The sequence below is a fragment of the Streptomyces glomeratus genome (genome assembly GCF_021462825.1).
Lineage (GTDB): Bacteria > Actinomycetota > Actinomycetes > Streptomycetales > Streptomycetaceae > Streptomyces > Streptomyces glomeratus.
Genome location: NZ_JAKEEB010000023.1, coordinates 1 through 25,950, shown reverse-complemented (window position 1 = coordinate 25,950; position 25,950 = coordinate 1). Strand labels below are relative to the sequence as shown.

At 71.5% G+C, this 25,950-nt stretch carries 21 protein-coding genes; 7 read left to right on the top strand and 14 right to left on the bottom strand.

Annotated elements, in window-relative coordinates; all coding sequences use genetic code 11:
• Positions 1 to 66: 66 nt before the first annotated feature.
• Together LZ604_RS23875 and LZ604_RS23870 are read right to left on the bottom strand one after the other, a co-directional pair.
• Positions 67 to 933 (bottom strand): esterase/lipase family protein, encoded by an 867-nt coding sequence (locus LZ604_RS23875; protein WP_234517491.1) that lies wholly within the window; start codon positions 931 to 933, stop codon positions 67 to 69.
• Between the two features lie 192 nt (positions 934 to 1,125).
• Positions 1,126 to 1,572: a MarR family winged helix-turn-helix transcriptional regulator gene (locus tag LZ604_RS23870; protein ID WP_234517490.1), complete on the bottom strand. Its 447-nt coding sequence runs from the start codon at positions 1,570 to 1,572 to the stop codon at positions 1,126 to 1,128.
• Between the two features lie 95 nt (positions 1,573 to 1,667).
• Between LZ604_RS23870 and LZ604_RS23865 the strand changes: the two genes are divergently transcribed.
• Positions 1,668 to 2,042, top strand: coding sequence for a cupin domain-containing protein (locus LZ604_RS23865; protein WP_234517489.1), 375 nt, complete (start codon positions 1,668 to 1,670; stop codon positions 2,040 to 2,042).
• Positions 2,043 to 2,238: 196 nt separating this feature from the next.
• On the opposite strand, the gene LZ604_RS23860 is transcribed toward LZ604_RS23865, so the two are convergent.
• From LZ604_RS23860 to LZ604_RS23830, 7 genes are all read right to left on the bottom strand, one after another.
• Positions 2,239 to 3,213: a DNA polymerase Y family protein gene (locus LZ604_RS23860; RefSeq protein ID WP_234517488.1), complete on the bottom strand. Its 975-nt coding sequence runs from the start codon at positions 3,211 to 3,213 to the stop codon at positions 2,239 to 2,241.
• Positions 3,210 to 6,728, bottom strand: coding sequence for a DNA polymerase III subunit alpha (locus tag LZ604_RS23855; RefSeq protein WP_234517487.1), 3,519 nt, complete (start codon positions 6,726 to 6,728; stop codon positions 3,210 to 3,212). The genes LZ604_RS23860 and LZ604_RS23855 overlap by 4 nt, the downstream gene beginning before the upstream one ends.
• 215 nt (positions 6,729 to 6,943) lie before the next feature.
• Positions 6,944 to 8,023 (bottom strand): S1 family peptidase, encoded by a 1,080-nt coding sequence (locus tag LZ604_RS23850; RefSeq protein WP_234517486.1) that lies wholly within the window; start codon positions 8,021 to 8,023, stop codon positions 6,944 to 6,946.
• Positions 8,024 to 8,470: 447 nt separating this feature from the next.
• Positions 8,471 to 9,373 carry a S1 family peptidase gene (locus LZ604_RS23845; protein ID WP_234517485.1) on the bottom strand — a complete coding sequence of 301 codons (903 nt, stop codon included), beginning with the start codon at positions 9,371 to 9,373 and terminating at the stop codon, positions 8,471 to 8,473.
• Positions 9,374 to 9,594: 221 nt separating this feature from the next.
• On the bottom strand, positions 9,595 to 10,377 hold the full coding sequence (locus LZ604_RS23840) for a DUF1684 domain-containing protein (RefSeq protein WP_234517484.1): 783 nt from the start codon (positions 10,375 to 10,377) through the stop codon (positions 9,595 to 9,597).
• Positions 10,378 to 10,736: 359 nt separating this feature from the next.
• The gene (locus LZ604_RS23835) at positions 10,737 to 12,005 is read right to left on the bottom strand and encodes a nitrate- and nitrite sensing domain-containing protein (RefSeq protein WP_234517483.1); all 1,269 of its coding nucleotides are present in this window, start codon (positions 12,003 to 12,005) and stop codon (positions 10,737 to 10,739) included.
• Positions 12,006 to 12,121: 116 nt separating this feature from the next.
• Positions 12,122 to 13,321: a DUF5685 family protein gene (locus LZ604_RS23830; protein ID WP_234517482.1), complete on the bottom strand. Its 1,200-nt coding sequence runs from the start codon at positions 13,319 to 13,321 to the stop codon at positions 12,122 to 12,124.
• Between the two features lie 290 nt (positions 13,322 to 13,611).
• Between LZ604_RS23830 and LZ604_RS23825 the strand changes: the two genes are divergently transcribed.
• Positions 13,612 to 14,049, top strand: coding sequence for a cell division protein SepF (locus LZ604_RS23825; RefSeq protein ID WP_234517481.1), 438 nt, complete (start codon positions 13,612 to 13,614; stop codon positions 14,047 to 14,049).
• A 40-nt stretch (positions 14,050 to 14,089) separates the two neighbouring features.
• Here LZ604_RS23825 and LZ604_RS23820 read toward each other — a convergent pair whose 3' ends face one another.
• A complete protein-coding gene (locus tag LZ604_RS23820; protein ID WP_234517480.1) occupies positions 14,090 to 15,274 on the bottom strand; it encodes an acyl-CoA dehydrogenase family protein in 1,185 nt (394 codons plus the stop codon).
• A gap of 126 nt (positions 15,275 to 15,400) precedes the next feature.
• Entirely contained in the window at positions 15,401 to 17,014 is a 1,614-nt protein-coding gene (locus LZ604_RS23815) for an MFS transporter (protein WP_234517479.1), read from the bottom strand.
• A gap of 258 nt (positions 17,015 to 17,272) precedes the next feature.
• Between LZ604_RS23815 and LZ604_RS23810 the strand changes: the two genes are divergently transcribed.
• Both LZ604_RS23810 and LZ604_RS23805 read left to right on the top strand, forming a co-directional pair.
• Positions 17,273 to 18,439 carry a putative hexosyltransferase gene (locus tag LZ604_RS23810; RefSeq protein WP_234517478.1) on the top strand — a complete coding sequence of 389 codons (1,167 nt, stop codon included), beginning with the start codon at positions 17,273 to 17,275 and terminating at the stop codon, positions 18,437 to 18,439.
• Positions 18,440 to 18,678: 239 nt separating this feature from the next.
• Positions 18,679 to 19,698, top strand: a complete 1,020-nt coding sequence (locus tag LZ604_RS23805; RefSeq protein ID WP_234517477.1) for a phosphatase PAP2 family protein — start codon at positions 18,679 to 18,681, stop codon at positions 19,696 to 19,698.
• 84 nt (positions 19,699 to 19,782) lie between these two features.
• On the opposite strand, the gene LZ604_RS23800 is transcribed toward LZ604_RS23805, so the two are convergent.
• A complete protein-coding gene (locus tag LZ604_RS23800; RefSeq protein WP_234517476.1) occupies positions 19,783 to 19,998 on the bottom strand; it encodes an I78 family peptidase inhibitor in 216 nt (71 codons plus the stop codon).
• 439 nt (positions 19,999 to 20,437) lie between these two features.
• Between LZ604_RS23800 and ctaD the strand changes: the two genes are divergently transcribed.
• A complete protein-coding gene (ctaD, locus tag LZ604_RS23795; protein ID WP_234517475.1) occupies positions 20,438 to 22,129 on the top strand; it encodes an aa3-type cytochrome oxidase subunit I in 1,692 nt (563 codons plus the stop codon).
• On the opposite strand, the gene LZ604_RS23790 is transcribed toward ctaD, so the two are convergent.
• On the bottom strand, positions 22,011 to 23,048 hold the full coding sequence (locus LZ604_RS23790; protein WP_234517474.1) for a helix-turn-helix transcriptional regulator: 1,038 nt from the start codon (positions 23,046 to 23,048) through the stop codon (positions 22,011 to 22,013). The two genes, ctaD and LZ604_RS23790, sit on opposite strands and share 119 nt — an antisense overlap.
• Positions 23,049 to 23,252: 204 nt before the next feature.
• Complete coding sequence (locus LZ604_RS23785; RefSeq protein WP_234517473.1) at positions 23,253 to 23,927, bottom strand: LysM peptidoglycan-binding domain-containing protein; 675 nt, start codon at positions 23,925 to 23,927, stop codon at positions 23,253 to 23,255.
• Between the two features lie 541 nt (positions 23,928 to 24,468).
• Between LZ604_RS23785 and LZ604_RS23780 the strand changes: the two genes are divergently transcribed.
• Both LZ604_RS23780 and LZ604_RS23775 read left to right on the top strand, forming a co-directional pair.
• On the top strand, positions 24,469 to 25,242 hold the full coding sequence (locus LZ604_RS23780) for a DUF8842 C-terminal domain-containing protein (RefSeq protein ID WP_234517472.1): 774 nt from the start codon (positions 24,469 to 24,471) through the stop codon (positions 25,240 to 25,242).
• Positions 25,243 to 25,408: 166 nt separating this feature from the next.
• The gene (locus LZ604_RS23775; RefSeq protein ID WP_234517471.1) at positions 25,409 to 25,825 is read left to right on the top strand and encodes a hypothetical protein; all 417 of its coding nucleotides are present in this window, start codon (positions 25,409 to 25,411) and stop codon (positions 25,823 to 25,825) included.
• Positions 25,826 to 25,950 lie beyond the last annotated feature (125 nt).

Here is a 25,950-nt window from a genome sequence, read left to right as displayed (position 1 = left end):
ACAGGTCCCGGGAGACGGCCGCAGCGGCTGGGGACGGCTGCGGACGTCTTGCGAGGGTGGTCGGGGTCAGCTGAACACCGAGGCGCAGGTGGTGGCGGTGGCGTGCGCCGGGTCGAGGGCGTTCGCCACCTCGTGGAAGGCGATCCGGTCGGTCAACGCGATCAGCACGTGCTCGGAGAGGTCGAGGCCGCACAGGTCCTGCAACAGGACGTTGTGGACATCGGATCCGCTCAGGAACTGGGACCTGTACGGGGTGGCCACCTCGTCGTACTTGGTGGCGATGACCGTGTAGTGCACGCCGGGCACGGTGTCGCCTCCGGCGTTGAGCTTGGTGATGAACTCGGAGCCGGCCACCTGGTCGGCGAGTCCCGGCGTGGCCTTGGAGAGCAGGTCCGCGGCGCCGGGGAAGTAGGGCAGCAGGTTGGCGAGTCCGTCCAGGGTGGTGCCGTGGTTGTCGGGCGCGATGCCGACGAGTGCGTTCACCTTGGCGGCGCCGCCGAGGAACTTGAGGTAGTAGCGGGGCATCATTCCGCCCTGCGAGTGCCCGACGATGTCGGCCTTGGCGGCGCCGGTCGCGGCCAGCACCTTGTCGACGAACGTCTGGAGCTGCTCGGCGGACGAGGCGATGGGACCGAGCCCGTAGAAGAGGGGGACGCCCGGCAGCTGGCCGTAGTCGAGGGAGAAGACGCAGTAGCCGCGGCTCTCCAGATAGGGCGCGAGGGCCAGCCAGTTGTCCACGGAGTTCCCCAGAGTCCCGTGGACGAGGACGACGGGGCGGGGGTGGGCGGCGGACGGCTTGCAGGAGTAGTCGTTCCAGCCGCTGCTCGGGGCGGTTGCGGCGTCGGCGGTGGCGGTGGCGGTGGGAACGACGGCGACCGCTGCGGCCAGCAGCAGTGCGGCCAGCGGTCTGAACGCTCGTTTCCAGGGCAGCATCGGGTGATCTCCTTGCGGCTCAAGGGAGGTACGACGGCCTTACGCCCTGTGATCCGGATCACGGGATGCTGTTCACCCGTCAAGTTACGGACCAGTAGTGGAAGTGTGAAGTTACGCGTCAGTAAAAACTTTCGATGGCGGCCGATGGCGGCTGCGGCTTCTGGTAATGCACCGAGCGCGTGTGAGGACTCATCACCATGCGGGTTTGACCGGCCCCGCGGGTGCGATCTGCCCCAACTGACGCTGGAGCGAACGAATTCCGGGCTCCCCGAGCAGCTCCGCCCACGGCCGCACGGCCTCCGCCGCGGCCTCCTCCGCCGCCCGGGTGCAGGCCCGGCCCTGCTCGGTCAGCACGATCAGCCGGGCGCGCGCGTCCCCGGGATGCGGCCGCCGTTCGGCGTAACCCTTGCGCACGATCTCGTCCACGAGCTGACTTGCCGCCTGCTTGGTGACCCCGAGGTGGGCGGCGAGCTCGGTGACCGTCGCGCCGCCCGCGGAGAGCCGGGCGAACGCGAAGCCGTGCGCGGGTCGCAACCCCTCGAAACCCCTGGCGACGACGCCGTCATGGATGCGCTGGGTCAGCTCGGCCGCGACGGCGAGCAGGGCGGCGGAAAGGCCCATGGCCTCGGAGTTCTGCACGGAGGCATTGAAACACCCTTGACGAGAAGGTCAAGTGGCTTGACCATGGTTGGGTAAGTAGTCAACCCACTTGACCATCTGCCGGGAGGCACCCCATGCCCGTGGTCCGTTCGTCCCAAGCCGTCGCACACGAGATGCACGGCGCGCGATTCGTCTCGTACGCCACTCCCCTGACGGGCAGCAAGGAGCTGTGCGCGTGGCGGGGGGAGATCCCTGCGGGCACCAAGGCGCCCGCCCACACCGTCAACCGGGAGGAGATCTTCCATCTGCTGCACGGCGAGCTGCTGATCACGGTCGACGGCCGCACCGACCGCGTCTTCGCGGGCGACACGGTGATCGTCAACCCCGGGGCGACCCTCACCGTCGAGAACCCGACCGACCACACCGCGGTCTCCTGGGTCACCACCTCCCACGGTCTCGAGGCGGAGCTGGCCGACGGCACGCGTATCACCCCGCCGTGGGCCAACTGACGCCCGCGGCACAGGACTAAGGCGTGTTTCGGGTTGTGGTCAAAAGGTGGCCCCGGTGATTGGTCACAACCCGAAACGCGCACCCGGGCCGGCGGAACACGCAGCGATGGCCTTTCCGGCGACCGGGTCGGAGATGCCGTCGGCGAGTTCCGACTCGGTCACCCCGGGGAAGACGAGATCACAGCCCGAAATCCCCCTAGGCGGCGAGCGACCCCGGGATCACCGCGCGCGGGCCGAACCTGGCTCGCGCGCGGTCCGCCACCTCCTCCAGGCGGCGCACCTTCTCGTCCACGGGGTCGAAGGTGAGCTGGTGGGTCGCGTGGTCGGCGGGGATCAGGCCCTCGGCGCGCAGGGCGATCGCGCGGACCCGGGCGCGTTGCAGTCCGAGCGCCTCGTACATGCGGTACGCCTCCGCGGTGAGCGCCGCCGAGTGCGCGGTCGGTTCGGCGAGGGTACGGCTGCGGGTCGTCGAGGAGCGGTCGGCGTAGCGCACGGTGAGGGTGAGCGTGCGGGACACACGCTCCAGATTGCGCAGCCGGGTGCCGAGTTCCTCGGCGGCCGACAGCAGGGCGCGCCGGTGCCGGTCGGGGTCCAGTTCGTCGTGGGTGAAGGGGCGTTCCGCGGCGAGAGAGGAGGACACGGCGTTGGGCACGACCCGGCCGCGGTCGATGCCGTTCGCCCTCTCGTGCAGTTCACGGCCGGCCCGGAGACCGACCAGCCGCTGCACCGTGGACAGGGGCGCGGCAGCGACCTTGCCGACGGTGTCGAGGCCGTACTCGCACAGGGTACGGGCGGTGACCCCGCCGACCCCGGGCAGCGCCCTGACCGGCAGTCCGTCGAGGAACTCCCGAACGGCGCCGGGCGCTTCGGGTACCACGCGGACCGTGCCGGGCGTCGCCTCGCGCAGGGCCATACGGGCCAGCATGGGCCCGGGTCCCGCCCCGATCGCGCAGTCCACACCGTGGTGGGCGAGGGCCCGTACCCGGATCAGCGCGGCCAGTTCGACGGCGTCCCGCCCGAAGTACCGCTCGGCGCCCCGCAGATCGGCGAGCGCCCCGTCGGGTGGCAGTGCCTCGACGACGGGAGTGAACTCCTCGAGGAGCCCGAGCAGCCCCGGCAGGGCCGCCTCGTACATCACCGGCAGCTGGAAACGTACGCAGAGGATGGTCATCCCGCACTCCCCGGACTCTGATGCCACAACTTCTTTCCACCCGCAGGGCCCTCGCCCGCGGGTCGCAGATCGGCCCAGGGGTTCATCTCGTACCCCGTGGACATCCGGATGCGGCGGCCCTTCGCCGCGTCGCCGCCCTCGTGCTCCGGCTGTGGGACGGGCTCCGCCAGCCGGGCCGCCACCACGTCGAGGCCGCCTTCGGCGCGCAGTTCGGCCAGTTCGGCGAGGTTCCAGGCGGCGGAGCCCACCACGCTGAGGCTGCGCGGTCCCCGTCGCTGCACCACCCCGCGCACCAGCAGCAGCCAGGAGTGGAAGACGGTGTGGGCGCAGGCGTCGTGGGAGTCGTCGAAGAAGGCGAGGTCGACCAGGCCCGTGCCGTCGTCGAGCGTGGTGAAGATGACCCGCTTGCCGGAACGGATCGGCGGGGTCTGGGTGGCCGCCTTGGCCCCCGCGACCAGCACCGTCTCGCCGTGCCGGGCCGAGCGCAGCCGGCGGGCCGGCACCACGCCCAGCTCGTCCAGGAAGGCTCGGTGGTCGTCCATCAGATTGCGCGAGGCGTCCATGGACAGTACGCCCAGCTCGGCGCTGAGCCGCTCTGCCGGGGAGAGGTCGGGCAGCCCGGCGGAGGCCGTCCGCCGTCCGCCCGCCAGAGGGAGCTGGCCGCCTCCCCCGCCCCGGGCGCCCCGGTGCAGTTCGGTCAGGTGCAGTTGCAGATCGCGGCGGTTGGCGCCGAACGGGTCCAGCGCGCCGACCTGCGCCAGCCGCTGGGCGACGGGACGGCTCGGCCGGGCACGCTCCCAGAAGTCGAGCAGGGAGGAGTACGGCTGCCCGGCCTCGATCCGCTTCGCCTCACCCTCGCTGATGCCGTGCACATCGCGGAGGGCGAGCCGGAGCCCCCACCGCTCGGCGGAACCCTTTGTTCCAGACATCAGTTCGATACGGTGGGCGGCTCCCGACTTGTTCACGTCCAGCGGCAGGATCGGCACCCCGCGCCGCCGCGCGTCCGCCAGCAGCAGCCGCTTCGGGTACATCCCGGGGTCGTGCGTGAGCAGGCCCGCGTAGAAGGCGGCCGGGTGATGGGCCTTCAGCCACGCCGACTGGTACGTCGGTACGGCGAAGGCGACCGCGTGCGCCTTGCAGAAGCCGTACGAGCCGAAGGCCTCGACGATCTCCCAGGTGCGCTGAATCGTTTCCGCGTCGTACCCGTTCGCCGCCGCCTGCTGGGCGAACCAGACCCGGATCCGCCCCTGCGACTCCGCGTCGGACAGCCCGCGCCGCACCCGGTCCGCCTCGTCGCGCCCACAACCGGTCATGATGTCCAGGATGTGGATGACCTGCTCGTGGAAGACGACGACGCCGTAGGTCTCCTTCAGCGGTTCCTCCAGGTCGGGGTGCGGATAGCGGACGGGCGCCCGCCCGTGGCGCGCCTCGATGAACGGCCGCACCATGTCGGCCGCGACCGGACCGGGCCGGAACAGCGAGATGTCGACGACCAGGTCGTGGAAGCCGGCCGGCTGAAGCCGTCCGACCAGGTCCCGCTGGCCCGGCGACTCGATCTGGAAGCAGCCCAGGGTCTCGGTGGAGCGGATGAGGTGGTACGTCGCCGGGTCGCCCGGCGCCAGGGCGTCCAGGTCGATCCGCTCCCCCGAGGCCCGCTCCACCTCCGCGACCGCGTGCGCCATGGCGGACTGCATCCGCACCCCGAGCACATCGAGCTTGAGCAGCCCCAGCTCCTCGACGTCGTCCTTGTCGAACTGGGACATGGGAAAGCCCTCACCGCTGGTCGGCATGACCGGCGTACGGGCCAGGAGGGAGGCGTCGGAGAGCAGCACTCCGCACGGGTGCATGGCGACTCCGCGGGGCAGCGCGTCCAGGGCCTCGACCAGCTCCCACAGCCGGCCGTACTTGTGCCCCTCGTGCCGGAGCTCCCCCGCCAGCCGCCCGAGCTCGGGCAGTTCCTTCAGCGCCGCGCGGGCGTCGCGGGCGCGGATGTGCGGGAAGGACTTGGCGATGCGGTCGATGTCGGCGGGGTCCATGGACAGGGCCGCGCCCACGTCGCGGATCGCATGGCGGACGCGGTACGTCTCCGGCATCGCGACCGTCGCGACCCGCTCGGTGCCGAACCGGTCGATGATCGCGCGGTAGACCTCGAGGCGGCGGGCGGACTCCACGTCGATGTCGATGTCGGGCAGGGCCAGGCGGCGCTTGGACAGGAAGCGCTCCATCAGCAGCCCGTGCTCGACCGGGTCGGCGTGCGCGATGCCGAGCAGGTGGTTGACGAGGGAGCCCGCGCCGGAGCCGCGCGCGGCGACCCGGATGCCCATCTTCCGGACGTCGTCCACGACCTGGGCGACCGTGAGGAAGTAGGACGCGAAGCCGTGGTGGGCGATGATGTCCAGTTCGTCGTGCATCCGCTCCCAGTAGGCGCGCCGGGTGTCGTAGCCGCGCAGCACCATGCCCGCCGCCGCCCGGGAGGCGAGCGCGCGCTGGGCGGTGCGGTGGCCGGCGCCGACGAGGTGCGGCTCGGGGAAGTGCACCGTGCCGATGCCGAGGTCGTCCTCGGGGTCCACCAGGCACTCGGCGGCCGTCGCCCGGGTCTGCTCCAGCAGGCGGTGGGCGGTGTCGCGGCGGTAGCCGGCGGCCTCGACCACCCGCTCGGCGGCCGTCAGCATGGCCGGCGCGTCCTTGAGCCAGGCTTCACCGGAGTCCAGCTCCTTGGTGGGGTCGATGGGGACGAGCCGGCGGGCGGCGTCCAGGACGTCGGCGACCGGGCCGAGCCCGGGGTCGGCGTACCGGACGGCGTTGCTGAGCACAGGGCGGACGCCCTGCTCGACGGCGAAGCCGACGGTGCGGGCCGCCAGGCGCAGGGAGCCGGGGCCGGTGCCGGCGCGGCCGTGCCAGACGGCCTCCAGGCGCAGGGCGTCGCCGTAGACCTCCCGCCAGGGCGCGAGAAGCCTGGCCGCGCGGTCCGGGCGCCCCGCGGCGAGGGCGCGGCCCACGTCGGACTCGGGGCCGAGCAGGACGGTCAGACCGCCGGCGTGGTTGTCGGTCCAGGACAGCAGGGTGGTGCCCGACGGGGGTCCCCCCTGCTGATGGGGGTCCCCCCGCTCGAGCGAAGTCGAGAGGGGGGGAGGAGCCGAGAGCTTGGGCGAGGTATGGGCGGCGGTGACCAGCCGGCACAGGTCGGCCCAGCCGCGGGCGCCGTCCCGGGCGAGGAAGACCGCGCGCGGTGTCGACTCGTCGATGAAGGCACCGCCGCGCACCGGAGTGCGGCGCCGGTCCCGCCGTACGGGCTCCGCGGCCTGCACCGCCAGTTCCACGCCGAACAGGGGACGGACCCCGGCCTTCGCGCAGGCCTTGGCGAACCGGACCGCGCCCGCGAGGGTGTCCCGGTCGGTGAGTGCGAGGGCGTCCATGCCCTGCTCACCGGCGCGCTCGGCCAGCCGCTCCGGGTGCGAGGCGCCGTAGCGCAGGGAGAACCCGGAGGCGGTGTGCAGATGCGTGAAGCCCGGCATCCGCACCTCCCGTAGCCGTGAGCCCCGTCAGTGGCTCTCGAACGTCCGTTCCCATCTACCCCACCCCCACCATAGACCAATTTTCGAACTAGCGTGCGACATCCGCACGCCCCCACCTCACCTGCGCAAACGCCGGATGATCAGCCGCGACACATCGAACAGTCCCGCCCCTCACAGGCGGGGCGGGACTGTCAGGGAACCGGGCGGTCGGCCCGTCAGCCGATCCGGGTACCCGTCGCCGAGAGCGCCTCGGTGACCGGCTGGAAGAAGGTCTGGCCTCCCGAGGTGCAGTCGCCGCTGCCGCCGGAGGTGAGGCCGATCGCGGCGTCGCCGTCGAAGAGCGCGCCGCCGCTGTCACCGGGCTCGGCGCAGACGTCGGTCTGGATCAGACCGCTGACCGTGCCCTCCGAGTAGTTCACGGTGGCGTCCAGACCGGTGACCGTGCCCGAGTGGACCTGGGTCGTCGAGCCGCTGCGGGTCACCTTCTCGCCGACGGTCGCCTCGGCCGCCTTGGTGATCGTCTGCGTGGAACCGTTGTAGAGGTCGACCGCGCTGGGGTGGTCGACGTCCGCGGTGTACTTGACCAGGCCGAAGTCGTTGCCCGGGAAGCTGGACTGCGCGTTCTGGCCGATCGCCTTGCCGCTGGAGTCCGACCAGCTGGAGATCGAGTGGGTGCAGTGTCCGGCGGTCAGGAAGTACGGCTGGCCGTCCTTGACCACGTTGAAGCCGAGCGAGCAGCGCCCGCCGGAGCCGGCGATGGCGTCGCCGCCCGCCACGAAGGGCTCGAAGGTGCCCTGTGAGCGCCTGAGCTCGGCCTTCTCGCCGAGCCCGTCGACGACGTGGGCGAGGCGCGCCCACTCCTGCTTGGACACGGTCCGGTCGGCCGTGACGACGACCTTGTTGGTCCTGGGATCGGTGGCCCAGGACGTCCCGGGGAGCGCCGCGTCCTTCTGGAGCGTGGTGCGGGCGCCGGCGAGCTCGGCCAGGGAGTTCCGGACGACTCTCGCCCGGGCGCCGGCCGCCTGGGCGGACTTCGCGGCCGACTCGTCGAGCACATTGACGACAAGCTGCTGCGTCTTCGCGTCGTAATACGTTCCGGCCGCGTCGGCACCCAGGTCCTCGCCGAGCGTCGAGGCGAGCTTTCCGGCCGCGACGGCAGAGAGGGTGCGGGGCGCTCCGGTCTGCGAGGTCTCGCTCGCGTTCGCATTCTGGAAGGTCACGCCCGCGGCGATCAGTGCGGCGACGGCCGCGCCGGCCAGGACGGCCCGGCGCCCGGGTATACGTCGGTGCTTCAACTTACGTCCTCCTGTGGGGGGTCGGCCGTGGGGATGATGGGGATCGCCGCGACCGGAAGGCGTACGGGCACGGAGGCGGCGCACCACAGAAGCCACGTCCGCACCCACCGTGCGGCGCCCACTATTCCGAGGGCCCCGGGGAGCACACAAGGTCGACTTCAGGACGCGCACACGCCAACGGACGTGCGCCCCCGGGCTCGTGACCCGCCCCTTGTGTCTCCGCCCCTGGTTCCCACTGCAAATGCCGAGCGAGGGTTATCCCTGTGCCGCCCATGAGGTCTAGTCCTGTCTGGATTCATCCCCTTCGGACCTGGGCTCCAAAGGACAGGAGAGGAAGGAGCGTTGCTCCCGCACCGATGCAAAAGGGAGCCCCCGCACACACGTCTCGTGTGCGGGGGCTCCCCTGCCGTCGGCTCCGGATGGTGCGGAGGTGCCGGTGCGGCGGGATCAGTAGACGTGGACCCCGTAGGCGCTGAGGGCCTCGGTCACCGGCTGGAAGAACGTCGTGCCGCCGGAGGTGCAGTCGCCGCTGCCGCCGGAGGTCAGACCGTAGGCGGTGGAGCCGCCGTACAGCGGGCCGCCGGAGTCACCGGGCTCGGCGCAGACCGTGGTCTGGATGAGGCCGTAGACGATGTCGCCGCCGCCGTAGTTGACCGTCGCGTTGAGCGCGGTGACACGGCCGCTGTGCGTACCGGTCGTGGAGCCGCGGCGGTAGACGGTCGTGCCGACGGAGGGCGTGGCCGCACGGGTGATGTCCTGGCTGCCCACGGTGCCCGGCTTGGTCACCGAGCTGTTGGTGTAGCGCACGATGCCGTAGTCGTTGCCGGGGAAGCTGGAGCCGGCCGTGGTGCCGAGCGTGGTGGTGTGGGAGGAGTTCGACCACCAGGTGCCCGCCCCGTCGGTGCAGTGCCCGGCGGTCAGGAAGTAGTAGTTGCCGCTGGAGTCCTGGACGTTGAAGCCGAGCGAGCAGCGCCAGCTACTCGCATAGATGGCGTCGCCGCCGGAGATCAGCTTGTTGAACTTGCCCGGGGTGTGCTTGATGGTGAGGGCGCCCGCGTTGCCGCCGGCCTCCTTCTTGATCTTCGCGATCTCGGCCTTGGAGACCGTGCTGTCGACGGTGACGACGACGCGGTTCGTCGCGGGGTCGACGGCCCAGGCGGTACCAGGCACATCGGACTTGAGCACCGAGTCGCTCGCCCTGCTGAGCTGGTTCGCACTGAAGGTGTGTGCGTCGCTCGCGTTCGCGCTGGGGACGGCGAACGCGGCAGCGGCCAGGAGACCGGTGGCCACGGCGATCAGCCGGGTCCGTCTCGCGATACCGCTCGTGGGGTTGGTGCGCTTGATCCTCACTTGTCGTTCCCTCCAAGGGAAGTCGGGGGCCCACGTGGGGATGGGGCCCGTGAGGCGCAGCCGGGGGCAGACCCGCCCGGATAGCGGGCATGCCGTGCCCCTGACAAGCGCTGGGGGGAGTATTCGGCCGCGTGGCCGATCGGCGCAAGGGTGCCTTTCGGCCGTACAGCCTTCAACTTACCGACGGTTCCGGAGGGTGTGGGAGATTCCGCGGAATTTCGCTACAGCAGGGTGCGCTCCCCCGCCTCGATCGCGATGCCCAGCGTGTTGCCCGGCGGGGGAAAGGGGCAGATGAAGTGGTCCGCGAAGGCGCACGGAGGAAGCAGGGAGCGGTTGAAGTCCACCGTCGTACGCCCTTCGGCATCGGGCGCCGGCGGCCGCAGGAACCTGAAGCGGTAGCTGCTGTCCCCGCTGGTGGCGTCGGCGAAGACGGCCCACAGCGAGCCGTCCTCCTCGACCGAGACCTGAAGGGTGAGGTCCTGCCCGTCGAGCGTGAAGGCCAGCACACCGCCGAGCCCGAGGCCGCGGTGACGCCCGTCGGCGTTCTCCACGCGTACGGTGCGGTGCTCTGCGTACGGGGTGAAGTGCCCCTCGACGGACCAGCGCGGATCGTGGGGCGTGGCGTCGATGCCCCGGAAGGCCAGGCGCCCGGGGGCGCCGGGGTCGTACTCGCGCAGGCCCCAGACGCCTTCGCGGACGAGGACGACCAGGCGGCGCTGCCCCGCCGCGACGCGGGCCCCGGTCACGGGGCCGGGGTCGGCGCCGAGACTGATCCTGCCGCTGAAGGGCCTGCCGTCGACGGTCAGGCCGTCGATCTCGGTTGCCGTCAGCACCACCGCTTCCTCATCGGCCGTCCAGTTCCCGGGGATGGCCGGAATTCGACCATCCGGATAGTCCTCCAGCCAGTAGGTGCCGGTCAGCGCGAGCGGCCCGTAGGGCTCCGACACCTGCTCGGTACGGTGCTCGTGCCACTGCTTCCACTCGTCGGATGCGTCCGTCGTCATGTGATCAACCCTTCCACAGCGGATCCACCGGCCCGAGATTCGAGCGCAGCGTGGTTCCCGTGTATTCCGTGCGGAAGACGCCGCGCTTCCGGAGCAACGGCGCGCCGGGCCCGTGAAGTCGTCGAGTCCGCCCGGGACGAGAGGGGGCCGAGGACGAACCCTTCGGCCGCGTCCGTCCGGACGAACAAGTCCGTCTCCGCGGCGACGGCCCCTCCGGGGGGCGGCAAACGACCAGGAAGGTGCGGAACCGGCCTCCGTGCGGTGGCAGCGCGGTCGGGCCGTTGACGGGTGGGTCGCTCCAGGTCACGGCTCGGTACGACGAGCGTGCGGTGGAAGCCGTCGACGACACGGCCGTGATGTCACGCGACTCCGCCGAAGCCCGCCTCGTACGGGTCGATGCCGCCCGGCGACCCCGCGGCGCCGCGGCGCAGCACCGCCTGCTCGACGGCCAGTTCGTAGGCGACGCGCTGCACCCGGTCGAACGCCTCCGCGACCTGGAGCACTTCGGGTGCGGCCCGGACGGGCACGGCGAGCGGTGCGGGCGGTGGCGTCCGGCCCGGGGTGCCGTGCTGCACCGCGTCGAGCGTCCGCGCCAGCCGTGCGCCGGCCACCTCCCGCGCCTGCTCGGCCAGGACGTCGAGCGGAGTGGAGACGGAACGTACGCAGTCCAGGGCGAGGCGGCCGAGCGCGGCGACCGTCCCGACCGCGAACAGCACGAACAGCAGCAGGTCGCGCAAGGCCGCGCCTTGCAGCCCGGCGGCACGGTCCTCGATGTCCCGGCCGAGCGAGATCTGCACCGCGCGCAGGCCGTCGAGGGTGGAGGTCATGGACTGCCGGCAGGACACGGGCGGCACCGTGCGCGGGCCGAGGCGTCCGCCGCCCCGCACCGCGGCGCTCTCGTAGGCGAGCGAGCGCCGGGCGTCCGGGGTGCCGAGCGCCGCGTCGAGCCGCCGCCGCTCGGCCCCGGTGGCCGAGCGCGGAAAGCTCTCCAGGGCGGCCAGCCTGCCCGCCCGGATCTGCAGAAAGCGGATGTAGTCGTCGGCGCGGAACCGTCCGGCGGCCACCGAGCCGAGCACGATGGCGTGCTCCTCGGCGGTGAACTCCTTGGCGCTGCCGAGGATACGGAGCGCCTGGTAGGCGGCGCGCAGCCGGCCGTCGTGCACGTCGTCGAGGCCGAGCCCGAGCCGGTCGAGGACCGTGATGGCGGCGGTGAAGCCGTCGAAGGCCTCCTGAACCGTCCCGGTGCCGTCGTCGGCGTGCCGGCGGATCGCCCCGAGGGCGTCGAGCCGCCGCAGGGACGCGCGCACGGCGGCGGCGACGGCGTCGTCGCGGCCCCTGAGCGCCTCCTCGAGCCGGGCGCGGGCGGTGTCGGTGGCCCTGCGCCGCGCGGGCAGCCCGGCGCGGAACTGCCGTACGCCGCCGAGATATCCGGTGGTCAGCCCACGCTCCTTCTGCAGTGCGTGGACGAACCCCTGGAGCGTGACGGAGAGCCGGGCGTTCACCGCGGTGACGGCCGCGTTGCGGTACGCCGAGAACTGCTCCGCGGCGGCCGCACCGAGCAGGGCGAGCAGCACGGCCAGGGCGAGGACGAGGATCCTCAGCACCCTGGCACGGATGGTGACGTGCACGGACGGTTCAACGACCCCGCGGCGCTACGGTCACCACATCATGTGCTTGTTTTACGTGGCGGAAACACTATTTCCTCAGTTACAGCCGCAGTCGCATACAGCCGCAGTCGCATTCCTCAGTTACAGCCGCAGTCGCATCCGTCGCAGCAGCAATCGCATCCGTCACAGCCGCTGCAGCACTCGCCGCAGCACTCGCATCCGTCGCAGCAGTCACCGCAGTCCTGGCACGCCGCCTTCTTGCGCTCCCGGGTCCACGGATCCTCATGGCTGCCGCAGCACAACTGGCAGGTGCAGGCGAGCCCCAGCCACACGGCGCAGCCGGCGATCAGCCCCCGTCGCCGGGGCGGCTGCGGGGGCGGCGGGCCGGCCGGGCCGCCGGGGGTGTACGGGCCCGGCGGCCCGCCCGGTGTGTACGTGCCGGAGGGCGGCGGGCCGTACGGTCCGGGCGTGTGCGAGCAGGAGGTGGTGCCGAACGCGCGGTCCACGGAGGTCCGGAGCTCGTGGGCGAGCAGGGCGTGCGCGAGCCGCCCGTCCGTGAACTCGACGTCGCGCAGCGCGAGCCGTATCCCGTGCAGCGCGTCGTCGGCGAGGCGGCGGGCCTCCTTCAGGGAGGTGCCGGTGGCGGTCAGCGGGTTCCAGGCGCCTGACGCCGCGTCGGCCTCCCGGTCCTCCACGGCGTCCAGCAGATGGGCGAGCCGCCCGAAGAGCCGCCCCGCCTCGGCCAGCGGTTCGGCGTTGCCGGGGCGCCCGGCCAGAACGGCCGTGTACGCGAAGGCGGCGGCGGTGGCGGTCTCGGTCGGCTCGGTGACGGTCAGGACCGGGGTGCCGGGCCCGGCGAGCGCCTCGATGCCGGTCTGCCGGTCCACGGCGTCCACGAGGACGGCGGTGTCGAACCCGATTCCGGAGCCGGTACGGGCACCGGCCCTGTCCCAGCTCTCCGCGACCCGGCGCGCCGCGAACGCGACGGGCCGGCGCGCCAACGGGCCGTCCCCGTCGGCCAGGTGATCGCGCATCTTGGCGGAGGCGAGCACCAGCGAGACGGCGGCCGCGAGACGTGCGCCGTCGCCCCGGGCGACGGAGGCGGTGCGCATCCCGCGCAGCGGACAGGGCCCTGCGGTGCGCCGGCGTCCGGTGGTCGTCTCGGCCTGAGCCTCCGTCAGGACCGAGACGAGCAGCCCGTCGTAGTTGGTGACGAGCCGGGCCAGCTGCCCGTGGTCCCCGCGCAGGGCGAGACACAGACCGCACAGGTGCGCCATCCACTCGGTCCCGAGACTCTCACCGAGCCGGTGCCGGCAGGGCCGGACTATTCCGAACACGACACTCCCCCGTGTCTGGTACGACGTTGAATTGCGGCAGCTTATCTGCCCCCTCGTTCACCCGTACGCACCGCTCGTCACCCATACGCCACCGCAAATAATATTTCACTCACAGTCAGCAGTGGTTTACCGCACGGCCCTTGGGACACGCGGGCTCTCGACGTATTGGCTGTGCACCAGTACCGTCACGAAACCCCCGCGCGGCGTCTATCCCCTTGGCGCCACATCCGCATCATGGACGACCATGGAGTTGCGGAAGGCTTGAAAGACCGCTGTGAGAGGAGGCGTCCATGGGATCGGTACGCAAGGCGAGCGCCTGGCTGGGCCTCGTCGACGACAACGATGACGAGCGTTACTACGACGACGACTACGCCGAGGGACAGGACCAGGGCGATGCCTGGGTGACCGACCCTCGCGTGAAGGTCGCGTCGGACACTGCGGAGGAGAAGGGCCGCCGGATCGGCACGGTCACCCCGGACAGCTTCCGGGATGCCCGGGCCATCGGCGAGCTCTTCCGGGACGGCGTCCCGGTCATCATGAACCTCACGAACATGGAGCCCGCCGACGCCAAGCGTGTGGTGGACTTCGCGGCCGGTCTGATCTTCGGCCTGCGCGGCTCGATCGACCGTGTCGCCAGCCGTGTCTTCCTGCTGACCCCGGCGGACACGGAGATCGTCAGCGGCGAGGCCGCACACCGCCACAGCGGCGGCTTCTTCAACCAGAGCTGAGGCAGGGCCGGTCACCGGCCCGGCCCGCTACGGGCCCGGGTCACCGGAAGGCGTCGAGCCCGGTGAGCGCCTTGCCCAGCACGAGCTGATGCATCTCGACGGTGCCCTCATAGGTGAGCACCGACTCCAGGTTGGTGGCGTGCCGCATCACCGGGTACTCCAGGGAGATCCCGTTGGCGCCGAGGATCGTACGCGCCGTACGGCAGATGTCGATGGCCTCGCGTACGTTGTTGAGCTTGCCGAAGCTGATCTGTTCGGGACGGAGCCGTCCCGCGTCCATACGCCGTCCCAGATGGTGGGCGAGCAGAATGCCCTTGTGCAGTTCGACCGCCATGTCGGCGAGCTTGGCCTGGGTGAGCTGGAACCCGCCGATGGGCCGGCCGAACTGTTCCCTGCTCCTCGCGTACTCGACGGCGGTCTCGAAGCACGAGCGGGCCGCCCCCATCGCCCCCCACACGATGCCGTACCGGGCGTGGGAGAGACAGCCGAGCGGCCCCTTGAGGCCGACGACACCGGGCAGGACGGCGTCGGCGGGCAGACGCACGTCGTCGAGGACGAGCTCACTGGTGACGGAGGCCCGCAGGGACCATTTGTGCCTGATCTCGGGAGCGGAGAAGCCGGGCGTGCCGCTGGGGACGAGGAACCCTCGGATCCCCTCGTCGGTGCGCGCCCAGACGACGGCGACACCGGCGACGGAGCCGTTGGTGATCCACATCTTGCGGCCGTTCAGGATCCAGTCGGAGCCGTCGCGCTTGGCGTGGGTGCGCATCGAGGCGGGGTCGGAGCCGTGGTCGGGCTCGGTGAGCCCGAAGCATCCGATGACCTCGCCGGCGGCCATGCGGGGCAGCCACTGCTGCTTCTGCTCCTCGCTGCCGAACCGGTGCACGGCGTACATGGCGAGGGAGCCCTGGACGGACACGAGCGACCGGATCCCTGAGTCGGCGGCCTCCAGCTCCAGGCAGGCGAGGCCGTACTGCACGGCACTGGCCCCGGCGCAGCCGTAGCCACTGAGCGACATGCCGAGGGCGCCCAGGGAGCCGAGCTCCCTGGCGAGCTCCCTGATCCCGGGGAGCTCTCCCTTCTCGTACCACTCGGCGACGTACGGCAGCACGCGCTCCGCCGCCCAGGTCCGCACCGTGTCGCGGATGGCGAGGTCCTCGGCGTCCAGCAGGTCGTCGATCCCCAGCGGGTCGGCGGGGTCGAAGGGCGGCAACGACGCGGTCATGGGACAGCCTCCGTGACACTGAAAAACTAGCAGCGCTAGCCAGGACTGGTCGGGCCGACGGTACGACGCGCCGGGCCGCACGTCCAGTACCGGGATACCCGGCGCCACGCCGTGCGCACGCCCCGGTCACGCCGAGACGCGGGAGTCCTCGGTCCTGCGCGGTGCCGGTACGAGGGCTTCGCCCGCCGTGGACGGCTGCTCGCAGTGCATGACCCGGGGCAGCCGCACCGCCATCACCGCGCCCAGCATCAGCAGGCCGGCACTGACCAGGAGCGTCACATGCAGGCCGTGGACGAAGGAGTCGCGCGCCGCATGGCGCAGCGCCGCACCCTGGGCTCCGCCCAGGCGGTCCGCCACCTGGTACGCCTCGCCCAGCGAATGGCCGGCGGCCCTGGACTCCGACGCCGGAACCCCCGGCACCGACGACAGGCCGGGTGTGTACGCCGCGTTCATCACGCTGCCCAGCAGGGCGATCCCGATCCCGGCGCCCAGCTGGTACGACGTCTCGCCGATCGCCGCCGCCCCGCCGGACTGCTCCTGCGGCGCCTCGCTCAGCATCGACTCGTAGGCGCCGAACAGAGTCGTCTCCAGCCCGAAGCCGAGCAGCACGAAACCGGACAGCAGAAGTCCGGGGTTGTCGTGGCGGCCCATCAGCGTGAGGGTGAGCACGGCGACGGCCGTCAGGCAGAAGCCGGACGACACCATCAGGCGGGGGCCGAAGCGTTGCAGCATGTGCGAGCCGACCAGGCCGGCCGCCATCGCCGCGAACGTCAGCGGCAACAGCCGCAGTCCCGTCTGGAGCGGCGACAGACCCAGCACGAGTTGCAGATACTGCGCCGCGATCAGTTCGAGGCCGACCAGCGCCAGCATCGCCAGCACGATGCATCCGACCGAGGTGCCGAAGGCCGGGCGGGCGATCATCCGCAGGTCCACCAGCGGGTGTGTGCGGCGCCGCTGCCGGCGTACGAAGGCGGCCAGCAGGCCCGCGCCCGCCAGCAGCGGCAGCAGGGTGTACGGGCCCAGCGGCGGCTGTCCGGCGCCGAGCCGCTTCACCGCGAGCACCAGCGCGAAGAGGCCGCCCGCCGCCATGAGCGCGCCGAGCACGTCCCAGGGGCCGTCGCGGTCGCCCCTCGACTCCGGCAGCAGCAGCCGCCCGACCGGCAGACTGACCAGCATCAGCGGGATGTTGATCAGGAAGACCGAGCCCCACCAGAAGTGCTCGAGCAGGAAGCCGCCCAGCAGCGGCCCGATCGCCGCGCCCACCGCGGCCACCGCACTCCAGATGCCGATCGCCAGCGCCCGCTCGCGCCGGTCGGGGAAGACCTGGCGCAGGATCGACAGGGTGGCCGGCATGATCATCGCGCCGCCCACGCCGAGCAGCGCCCGTGCCGCGATCAGCACCTGAGCGTCCTGCGCGAGGGCCGCCACACCGGAGGCGATGCCGAACAGGCCGTATCCGAGCAGCAGGACGCGTCTGCGGCCGACGCGGTCGCCCAGCGTGCCGAAGAGGATCAGCAGCGAGGCGCAGACGAGCGGGTAGGTGTCGACGATCCAGAGCAGTTCCACCGCACCGGGCTTGAGGTCCTCGGTGACGGCGGGCATCGCGACGTGCAGCACGGTGGCGTCCACGGCGACGAGCAGCAGGCTCACGCAGAGGACGACGAGGACGACCCAGCGGCTCGCACGCGCCCCGGCCGCCCGACGGCGCGACGCAGCGGCGGCCGTGGTCGTCCCGGACATGTAGGTACCTCCCAGATGGTCCCTCGCTCCGGCGGATCCACGGGGTTGGGGACGCCCCCGCGACCGGTGCCGGGAGGAGCGGTATCCCGGAGGACGCAACGAAGCGAGTGAGCCGCAAGCGTACGCGAGTTCCCGGAGGCGACGCGTGGTGGACCTCTCACGTTCCCCTCGGAGAGGGTGTGGCGTGCGCCACCTCCCTCACGGTTTCCCACGTGAGACAAGCGGCTTCGGTTCCCCGCACGGCCGATAATCGGGCGCGTGAACGATCTTGCCCGGCGTACGACGCCGTCCCCCACCGGCGCCGTGCGCCGGGCCGCCCCCGCCCTCGTGGGGTACGTGGCCGTGCGTGCCCTGGGCCTCGTCACGCTCGCCCTGTGGTGCGCGGCACGGGGCACGAGCCCGCACACCCTGCTGGCCGCCCGCTGGGACTCGCTCTGGTACGCCCGGGTCGCCGCCCTCGGCTACGGCTACGAGGTCCGCCTCCCGAACGGCGATGTGCACTCGAGCCTGGCGTTCTTCCCACTGCTGCCCTGGCTGGAACGGTTCGGCGCGGCGGTGACGCCGCTGTCGTACGCCGACGCGGGCCTCACCGTGGCCACGCTCGCCTCGCTCGCCGCGGCCTGGGGGATCTTCGCCGTCGCGGATCATGTGTACGGCCGCCGGACGGGTGTCTGCCTGGTTCTGCTGTGGGCGGCGCTGCCGGTCGGGATCGTGCAGTCGATGGCATACAGCGAGTCCCTCTTCACGGCGCTCGCCGCCTGGTCCTTGTACGCGGTCCTCACCGGCCGCTGGGTGACGGCGGGTGTGCTCGCCTCCCTGGCGGGTCTGACCCGGCCGGTGGGCGCGGCCGTCGTGGCGGCGGTGTGGACGGCGGCGGTCACGTCCCTCCTGCACGACCGCTGCACGCCTCCTGCGGACGGCGTCCCGTGGGTGCGCCGCGCGCTCGGCATGCTGATCGCCCCGCTCGGCGCCGCCGGTTACGTCCTGTGGGTCGGCCGTCGCACGGGCCGGGGCCCCTTCGGTTATCTCGACGTCCAGGCGGGCTGGCACAACGGATTCGACGGCGGCTACGCCTTCGCCCGTTTCATCGCGGGCAAGTTCACCTCCTTCCCCGCCGCCCTGGCCGGCCTGGGACTGATCATCGGTGTGGTCCTGGTCATCTGGCTGTACGTGGTGTGCCTGCGGCAGGGCCAGCCGCTTCCGTTGCTGGTGTACACGGGTGTGGTCACCGCGCTCGCCCTGTGCGCGTCGAGCTACTTCGGCTCGAAACCGCGCTTGCTGCTGCCTGCTTTCCCCCTGCTGCTGCCCCTCGCCCGGGCGCTGGCCCGGGCGCGTCCGTCCAGGTCCGCGGCGGTGCTCGGCGGTGTCGCCGTGGCGTCGGCCGTGTACGGGGCGTTCTGGCTGAACGGCTCCGGTCCGCCGTGATCCGCTCCGCCGGGCACGGTGAGCGGCCGGGTAAATCCGCCCCAGCATTCGGTGAACGAATAGACAAGGGCCACATAACCAAGCCCCTTGCCGCTCAATGGAATTGAAGGACCAACGGCACGCTGATAACAGAATCCTTATAAATAAACCCCCTGTTGAGAGGAATCCCACATCACATCGTCATCACAAACCCGGTGATTCGGCCGGGCCCGCAGCTCACTCGCTGTAACGTCGATTGAGTGCGTACCGAACGAAAGCTGAGCCGTCTGGACCGGGTCTTCGCCCGGTTGGACCGTGAGCCTGAACGACCGGCCCACATTGACGTGCCCCGGATGAGCCGGCACCGAGTGGTTCTCTTCTCGGCGACCCTGGCCTTCTACACGGCGATCGTGTGGGCCGTCGTCGTCTCCTCCTGGCTGGTCCGGCTCGACTGGCAGGTCATGTTCTTCCGGCCGTACCAGCAGTGGCCGCAGATCCACGCGTTTCTCGACTACTACGTGGTGCTGGGCCAGCGCGGCCCCACCGCGGTGATGGTGGCGGCCTGGCTGGGCTGGCGCTCGTGGCGGCAGCACACCCTGCGCCCGCTGCTCACGCTGGGTGCCGCGCTGCTGCTGCTGAACATCACGGTGGGCGCCGCGAAGTACGGAATGGGCCGCCTCGGGCCGCACTACGCGACCGTCATCGGATCGAACGAGATGTGGCGCGGCGGCGATATATTTCCTTCCGGCCACACCGCGAACGCGGTGGTGACCTGGGGCATCCTGGCCTATCTGGCCTCGACGCCGCGGGCCCGGCGCTGGCTGTCCGCGCTCTCCGCGGTGACCTCCCTCGGCGTCGGCCTGACCACGGTCTACCTGGGGACGCACTGGCTGAGCGATGTACTCCTCGGCTGGGCCGCGGGGCTGCTGATCCTGCTGGCGCTGCCCTGGTGCGAGCCGCTGATCGCCCGCGCCGAGACGGCCATCCTCGACCTGCGGGACCGTCGGCGCAGCAGTCGTGCCGTCCCGGTGCCCGCACCGGCCCCCGTGGCCGTGCCCCCGCAGGTCGTCACCCAGCGTACGAAGGTGGACGAGGAGGCGCCGGTCAGGGAGCCGGTGGCCGCCGCCCGCGCGGCCCGGCAGCCGGTCTATCTGGCCCCCGGACCGCACACCACCCGTGCGGAGCGCACCCCGGTCACCCCGGCGGGCAGCCGCCGTCCGGCGCACGCGGACCGGTTGCCGCGCGGCGCCGCCCAGGCCCGGCCGCTGGCAGGCGGCTGAGCACGACCCGCGGGGACCGGTACGCACAGCCTCCCCGCACCACGAAGGCCCCGGCTCGCACCGAGCCGGGGCCTTCGGTCGTCGTCAGCCCTTCCAGCAGCGTCTGACCCTGCCGTCCACGACCTCGAAGTTCAGCCGTCCCACGAGGTACTCCATGGTGATGATCGTGCCCGGCGGCAGGGAGCGGACCGGGTGCCAGCCACGCTCGCGGGCGAGCCGCTCCGCCCGGTGCGCCTCCAGGCCGACGTACGCCTCCGGGGAGTCCTCGGGTTCGGCGTCCGGGGAGGGAATGGGTGCCATGCCGCCACGTTAGGCCGCGGGCTCCCGTCACGGAAGTCCGGCCGTTCGTCCCACGGGCCACTCATCCCTCTCCGGTCACACTTGTGTCACAGAATCACGACACCCGTTTCGCCCCGGCAGCGTCACACGTGCGAGGGATTCCGCATCCGCCACGCCCTTCTTCGAACGCAATTCGGAGCCGGTCGGAGCACGCTCGGAAGGGGTTCGCAATAACCCCGCGGAAAGCGTGGTCCGCAGTTCGCTCCCGGCTCTTTCCATTCGGATTCGGGTAGCGCGCGCACCACCTGACACCGCATAGGAAATGCACGGCTTCGGCACAGAATCCACGCACGCCCCCTGTCGGAGCGTGCACGGGGACGCGCATCATGGCGTGAGCCCGCGCGCGTACCGAGCCGCGGGCCGAGGCAGGCCCGGTACGCGACGAGCGAGGGGGCAGGCGATGGGGACGGACACCGCACAGGCGGCCGGGGCCGCCCTGCGGACGAGGCGGCCGGGACGACTGGTCGTCGACTGGCTGACCACCACCGACCACAAGAAGATCGGCCACCTCTATCTGGTCACGTCCTTCGGCTTCTTCCTGGCCGGCGGGATCATGGCGCTGCTGATGCGCGCCGAACTGGCCCGGCCGGGTCTGCAGATCATGAGCGCCACCCAGTACAACCAGCTGTTCACGTTGCACGGCACGATCATGCTGCTGCTGTTCGCCACCCCCACCTTCGCGGGCTTTGCGAACGAGATCATGCCGCTGCAGATCGGCTCCCCCGATGTGGCGTTCCCCCGGCTGAACATGCTGTCCTACTGGCTGTTCCTCTTCGGCGGGCTGATCGTGCTGGGCTCGCTCCTGACGCCGGACGGCGCCGCCGACTTCGGCTGGTTCGCCTACGCGCCGCTGAACAACCTGAACCACACTCCGGGCATCGGCGCCGACATGTGGATCCTGGGTCTCGCGCTGGCCGGCTTCGGGACGATCCTCGGCGCGGTGAACTTCCTGACGACGATCGTCGGGATGCGCGCGCCGGGCATGACGATGTTCCGGATGCCGATCTTCACCTGGAACACCCTGTTCACCTCGATCCTCATCCTGATGGCGTTCCCCGTGCTGGCCGCGGCGCTGCTGGTGCTGGAGGCGGACCGGCGGTTCGGGTCACAGGTGTTCGAGGCGCCGAACGGCGGCGCACTGCTGTGGCAGCACCTGTTCTGGTTCTTCGGCCATCCCGAGGTCTACATCATCGCGCTGCCGTTCTTCGGGATCATCACGGAGATCATCCCGGTGTTCAGCCGCAAGCCGATCTTCGGCTATCTGACGCTGGTCGGTGCGACGATGGCGATCACGGGTCTGTCCGTGGTCGTCTGGGCGCACCACATGTTCGCGACGGGCGCCGTGCTGCTGCCGTTCTTCTCCTTCCTGTCGTTCCTGATCGCGGTGCCCACGGGCGTGAAGTTCTTCAACTGGAGCGGCACGATGCTCAGGGGCTCGCTGTCCTTCGAGACGCCGATGCTGTGGGCGACCGGCTTCCTGGTGTCGTTCCTGTTCGGCGGGCTGACCGGGGTGATCCTGGCCTCACCGCCGCTGGACTTCCATGTCACCGACTCCTACTTCGTGGTCGCCCACTTCCACTACGTCGTCTTCGGCACCGTCGTCTTCGCGACCTTCGGCGGCTTCTACTTCTGGTGGCCCAAGTTCACCGGGAAGATGCTCGACGAACGGCTGGGCAAGATCCACTTCTGGACGCTGTTCACCGGCTTCCACATCACCTTCCTGGTGCAGCACTGGCTGGGCGCCGAGGGCATGCCGCGCCGGTACGCGGACTATCTGGCCGCCGACGGGTTCACCGCCCTCAACACGGTCTCCACGATCGGGGCGTTCCTGCTAGGGATGTCGACGCTGCCGTTCCTGTACAACGTCTGGCGGACCGCCCGGTACGGCACCAGGGTCGAGGTCGACGACCCCTGGGGCTTCGGCCGCTCCCTGGAGTGGGCGACCTCCTGCCCGCCACCGCGGCACAACTTCGTCACGCTGCCCCGGATCCGCTCCGAGGCCCCGGCGTTCGATATGCACCATCCCCAGTACGCCCCTCGGGTCCCGCAGCCCGAGCCAGAGCGGCATCAAGCCGGTCACGAGCCGACCTGACGGCATCCGTGAGCCCGGCCGGCTCCAGCACCTCGAACGCGAAGCCGGTCATCATGATGTGAACGACCATCACATCGAGACTCGCGGCGCCCGTGCGCAGCAGACAGCTGGTCTCGGTCTCCGCCTCCAGCACCCCGGCGGACGGCGAGATCCGCTCGGCGGCCTCGTGCAACGGCACCAGCAGCCGTACGACGGCCTGTGCGGCGTATGCGCGCGTGGAGACGCCCCGCGAGACGTAGGCCGCCAGGTCGTCCGCCGGTGGTGTGCGCGGTGTGAAGCGGGGACCGTGCGGCGGCTTCGGGGTGATGCGGTCCACGCGGAAGGTGCGCCAGTCCGCCCGTTCGACGTCCCAGGCGACCAGGTACCAGCGCCGCTCGGTGCACACGAGGCGGTGCGGTTCGACCGTGCGGCGGGTGGGGGCGCCACCGTGATCGCGGTACTCGAAGCGCAGCCGCTCCGCATCGCGGCACAGATGGGCGAGTTCCGTGAGGACGGCCGGGTCGGCGGCGGAGGACCGGGGGGCGCGCAGCATCGGCACGGTGAACGCGTTGAGGGCTGCCACCCGACGGCGCAGCCGGTCCGGCAGCACCTGTTCGAGTTTGGCGAGCGCACGTACGGAGGTTTCGCCGATGCCCTCGACACCCTGCCCGGCGGCCGTTCGCAGCCCCACCGCCACGGCCACCGCCTCGTCGTCGTCCAGGAGCAGTGGAGGCAACTGGGCCCCCGCGCCGAGCCGGTAGCCGCCGCCGGTGCCCGGGCCGGCGTTGACGGGGTAGCCCAGCTCGCGCAGCCGGTCCACGTCGCGGCGCACGGTACGGGAGCTGACGCCGAGGCGTTCGGCGAGGTCCGCGCCGGACCACTCGCGGTGGGTCTGGAGCAGGGACAGCAGGCGCAGCAGTCGTGCCGAGGTCTCCAGCATGGTCCGAGTCTGCCAGCCCTCACGGACGGCGGCTCTCCGTAAGGAGACTCGGCCCCCCGCGCTCACGGTCACCGGCAGGTGGCCACTGCGGGGAACCTCCGGCCGTCGAACGCAACGGGGTTCACAGGCCGCGCCCGGCGTCGGCCGGGACGGCGCGGGCCCCGGCGTCGTCTCGGGGACGCCGGGGCCCGGGAGCCGAGCCGGTCAGAGGGCGAGCCGCTGCCCGGGCACGATCAGGTCGGGGTCACCCCCGATGACCGCCTTGTTGCGTGCGTAGAGCCGCTGCCAGCTGGTTCCGTGCCGCTCGGCGATGCCGCTGAGGGTGTCGCCGCTGCGGACGGTGTAGTCGCCGCGGGACGCCCCACGACCGGTGTGTCCGGTCGAGTGCTCCGGCGCCTTCGAAGGCCGCTTCGACGGGGCGGACTCGGTGGTGGCGGACCCGGATGACGGGGACGACGACTGCGAGGAGTGCCTGGCCGCCGTGGCGCCCGAGGCGGCGGGCGCGGTTCCGCTCGCTCCGGCCCGCGCGGAGCAGACGGGCCATGCGCCCCAGCCCTGTGCCTGCTGGACCTTGGTGGCGACGGTGATCTGTGCCTGCCTGGAGGCCTGGTCGGCAGTCGGGGCGTAAGCCGTGCCGCCGTACGCGCGCCAGGTTCCGGCGGAGAACTGCAGTCCCCCGTAGTAGCCGTTGCCGGTGTTGATGTGCCAGTTCCCGCCGCTCTCGCACTGGGCGATGCGGTCCCACACTGCGCCGTCGGCCGCGGCGGCGTCGCCGGTCGCGGCAAGCAGTCCGAGCGGGGCGAGCAGGGCCGCTCCGGCGAGGACCGCCGTCGTACGGGTCGTACGGGTCTTACGGGTGCTATCGGCACATTCAGACATGTAATTCCCTCTCCACATACCCGGGATCCCCCAAGACGGAGCGCGTCGGCCCGCGCATGGAACGCGGTCGTCGCGCACCGCCCCGTCCGCCGGAGGTGGTGCTGCGCGCCGGCTGTGCGGCGCGGCCGGTGGACGTACCCGGGCGGTGCTCGTTGCACACGGCGGAGGAATCTAAGGAGGGTGGCCGCCCGGTATCAACCAACTCCTTGTCATTCCAGGCCAGTTCGACGTTACCGGGGGTATCGACGATTTCCGGCCAACCCTTTCATTCGCTGATTTCAGGATTTTTCGACCACTCGATCTCACTGTCTGTGACTCACCTCACGCAATCAACTGGGCTTCCTCGCCAGTGAGTTAACGCTGAGTAACCAGTTCCGCCCGACCTTTCACCCTGCGCGTCGGATGGTTCGATTCCGTTCTCCCCCGAGCGTGACTCCGGCCACAGATCGCCCGTTGTCTTCTTCATGAGCCGGGGACCGCCGGGCTCATGGGCCGGGAGCCACCCGGCGCCGTCACGCACCGCATCCCGAGGGAGCCACCCGTGCCGCGCATGCTCGACGTCAGCGACGCCGTACGCGCCGAGATCGGCGACGAAGAAGCCGATCGGCTGCTCGCCGGAGAGAACGCCCCGGGCAGTTACGACTGCACCTCCTGCCGCACCCCGGGCGACTCCGAGCAAGAGCGCACCAGCACCGTACTGTTCATCGGCGAGGAGACCGCCGTCCTCGCCTTCGCCCATGCCACCTGCCTGCCCTCCCAGGTCGTCCAGGTCACGGAGGAGCAGTTGCAGGGTGCAGTCCGCTCCTTCACCGCCGACACGGGAGGCGTCCGGAACGCGCCCGAGCAGGCCGTGCTGGGCATCACCAGCGGACTCGTCCTGATCGCCGGGGAACTGCACCCGGCGCTCGTCGTGGAGCCGACCGCGCCCATCATGCGCCCCGGTGGCACCGGAGTCGGCGACGACTTCCTGCCCCTGCTCATCGAGCAGGGCTTCATGCCGCTCACCGAGATCGCCTCGGTGCCGCCCGTGCTGCACGGCTGGTCGGTGCTGCTCGCCATGGGCCAGCTGCACGCGGTGCTGCAGCCCGGTGGCGCTGGCGGGCAGCCGGTCGCCTGGTGGCAGGCGCATCAGCCGCTCCAGGTCACCGAAGGCTGGCGGGCGGCCGCCAACAAGCACCAGCAGGTGCTGATGTTCGCGGCGCCGGTGGGCTCGATCGGCCGCCAGCCGCGGGAGGACCTGCTGCGGGACGCGCTGGACAAGGCGGCCGCGAACGGCAAGCTCGTCGCCGCCGCCCTGCCCCTGGCGGGGACCTGAGGCGCCGGTCCGTCCACCGGGGCGCGGGGGCCCGTGACGGCGTGTCGTTTCCCGTGCCGTCACCTCCCCGCGCCCGAAAGCGGCGCACCGCCCTCATGGGAGATAGACCCTGACGAACCGGACCAATCGACCGCATCCCTTGGGCGGCGGGGTCGTTGGCACCTACGTGCACGCATACGACGTCCCCCGCCGCCAGTCCTATCAGCCGATCTCCCCCGGGCGAGCGGCCCAGGACCCTTCGGCCGGCGCATCGGCCACTCCGATCTACGACGAGCTGTACGCCGAGTACATCCGGGCCTTCCGGGCCTGCCCGGGCGACCGCAGCGGCGAGGAGGAGCTGGGCTTCGTCGCCTTCTCCCTCTCCTCGCACGACACCGGCTCGTACGGGACCGGGACGTACGGCACCGGGACGTACGGCACGGGGGCCTACGGCACCCGCCATGGCACCCCCCAGCACGCCACCGGTCATCTGACGTCACAGCACGGCCAATCGGCCACGACCATCTGGCAGCAGGTGGCACGGCAGGCCAGGGGGATGCACCCCGTCCCGGCGCTGCCGCCGGCACCGCGCCGAGGGCTGTGAGCGACGTGGGGGGGGGGGGGGCCCCCCCCGGGCCCCCCCCCCCCCCCCCCCGGGGGGGGGTTTTAAAAAAAACCCCTTGGCGCGGGTGCCCCCCCCCCCCCCGGAGAGTGTTAGGCGGGGCCCCA

Coding starts and splice junctions, on each gene's coding strand:
- LZ604_RS23875 (WP_234517491.1), bottom strand. CDS start 933: ATGCTGCCCTGGAAACGAGCGTTCAGACCGCTGGCCGCACTGCTGCTG.
- LZ604_RS23865 (WP_234517489.1), top strand. CDS start 1,668: ATGCCCGTGGTCCGTTCGTCCCAAGCCGTCGCACACGAGATGCACGGC.
- LZ604_RS23860 (WP_234517488.1), bottom strand. CDS start 3,213: ATGACCATCCTCTGCGTACGTTTCCAGCTGCCGGTGATGTACGAGGCG.
- LZ604_RS23855 (WP_234517487.1), bottom strand. CDS start 6,728: ATGCCGGGCTTCACGCATCTGCACACCGCCTCCGGGTTCTCCCTGCGC.
- LZ604_RS23840 (WP_234517484.1), bottom strand. CDS start 10,377: ATGACGACGGACGCATCCGACGAGTGGAAGCAGTGGCACGAGCACCGT.
- LZ604_RS23825 (WP_234517481.1), top strand. CDS start 13,612: ATGGGATCGGTACGCAAGGCGAGCGCCTGGCTGGGCCTCGTCGACGAC.
- LZ604_RS23820 (WP_234517480.1), bottom strand. CDS start 15,274: ATGACCGCGTCGTTGCCGCCCTTCGACCCCGCCGACCCGCTGGGGATC.
- LZ604_RS23815 (WP_234517479.1), bottom strand. CDS start 17,014: ATGTCCGGGACGACCACGGCCGCCGCTGCGTCGCGCCGTCGGGCGGCC.
- LZ604_RS23800 (WP_234517476.1), bottom strand. CDS start 19,998: ATGGCACCCATTCCCTCCCCGGACGCCGAACCCGAGGACTCCCCGGAG.
- ctaD (WP_234517475.1), top strand. CDS start 20,438: ATGGGGACGGACACCGCACAGGCGGCCGGGGCCGCCCTGCGGACGAGG.
- LZ604_RS23790 (WP_234517474.1), bottom strand. CDS start 23,048: ATGCTGGAGACCTCGGCACGACTGCTGCGCCTGCTGTCCCTGCTCCAG.
- LZ604_RS23785 (WP_234517473.1), bottom strand. CDS start 23,927: ATGTCTGAATGTGCCGATAGCACCCGTAAGACCCGTACGACCCGTACG.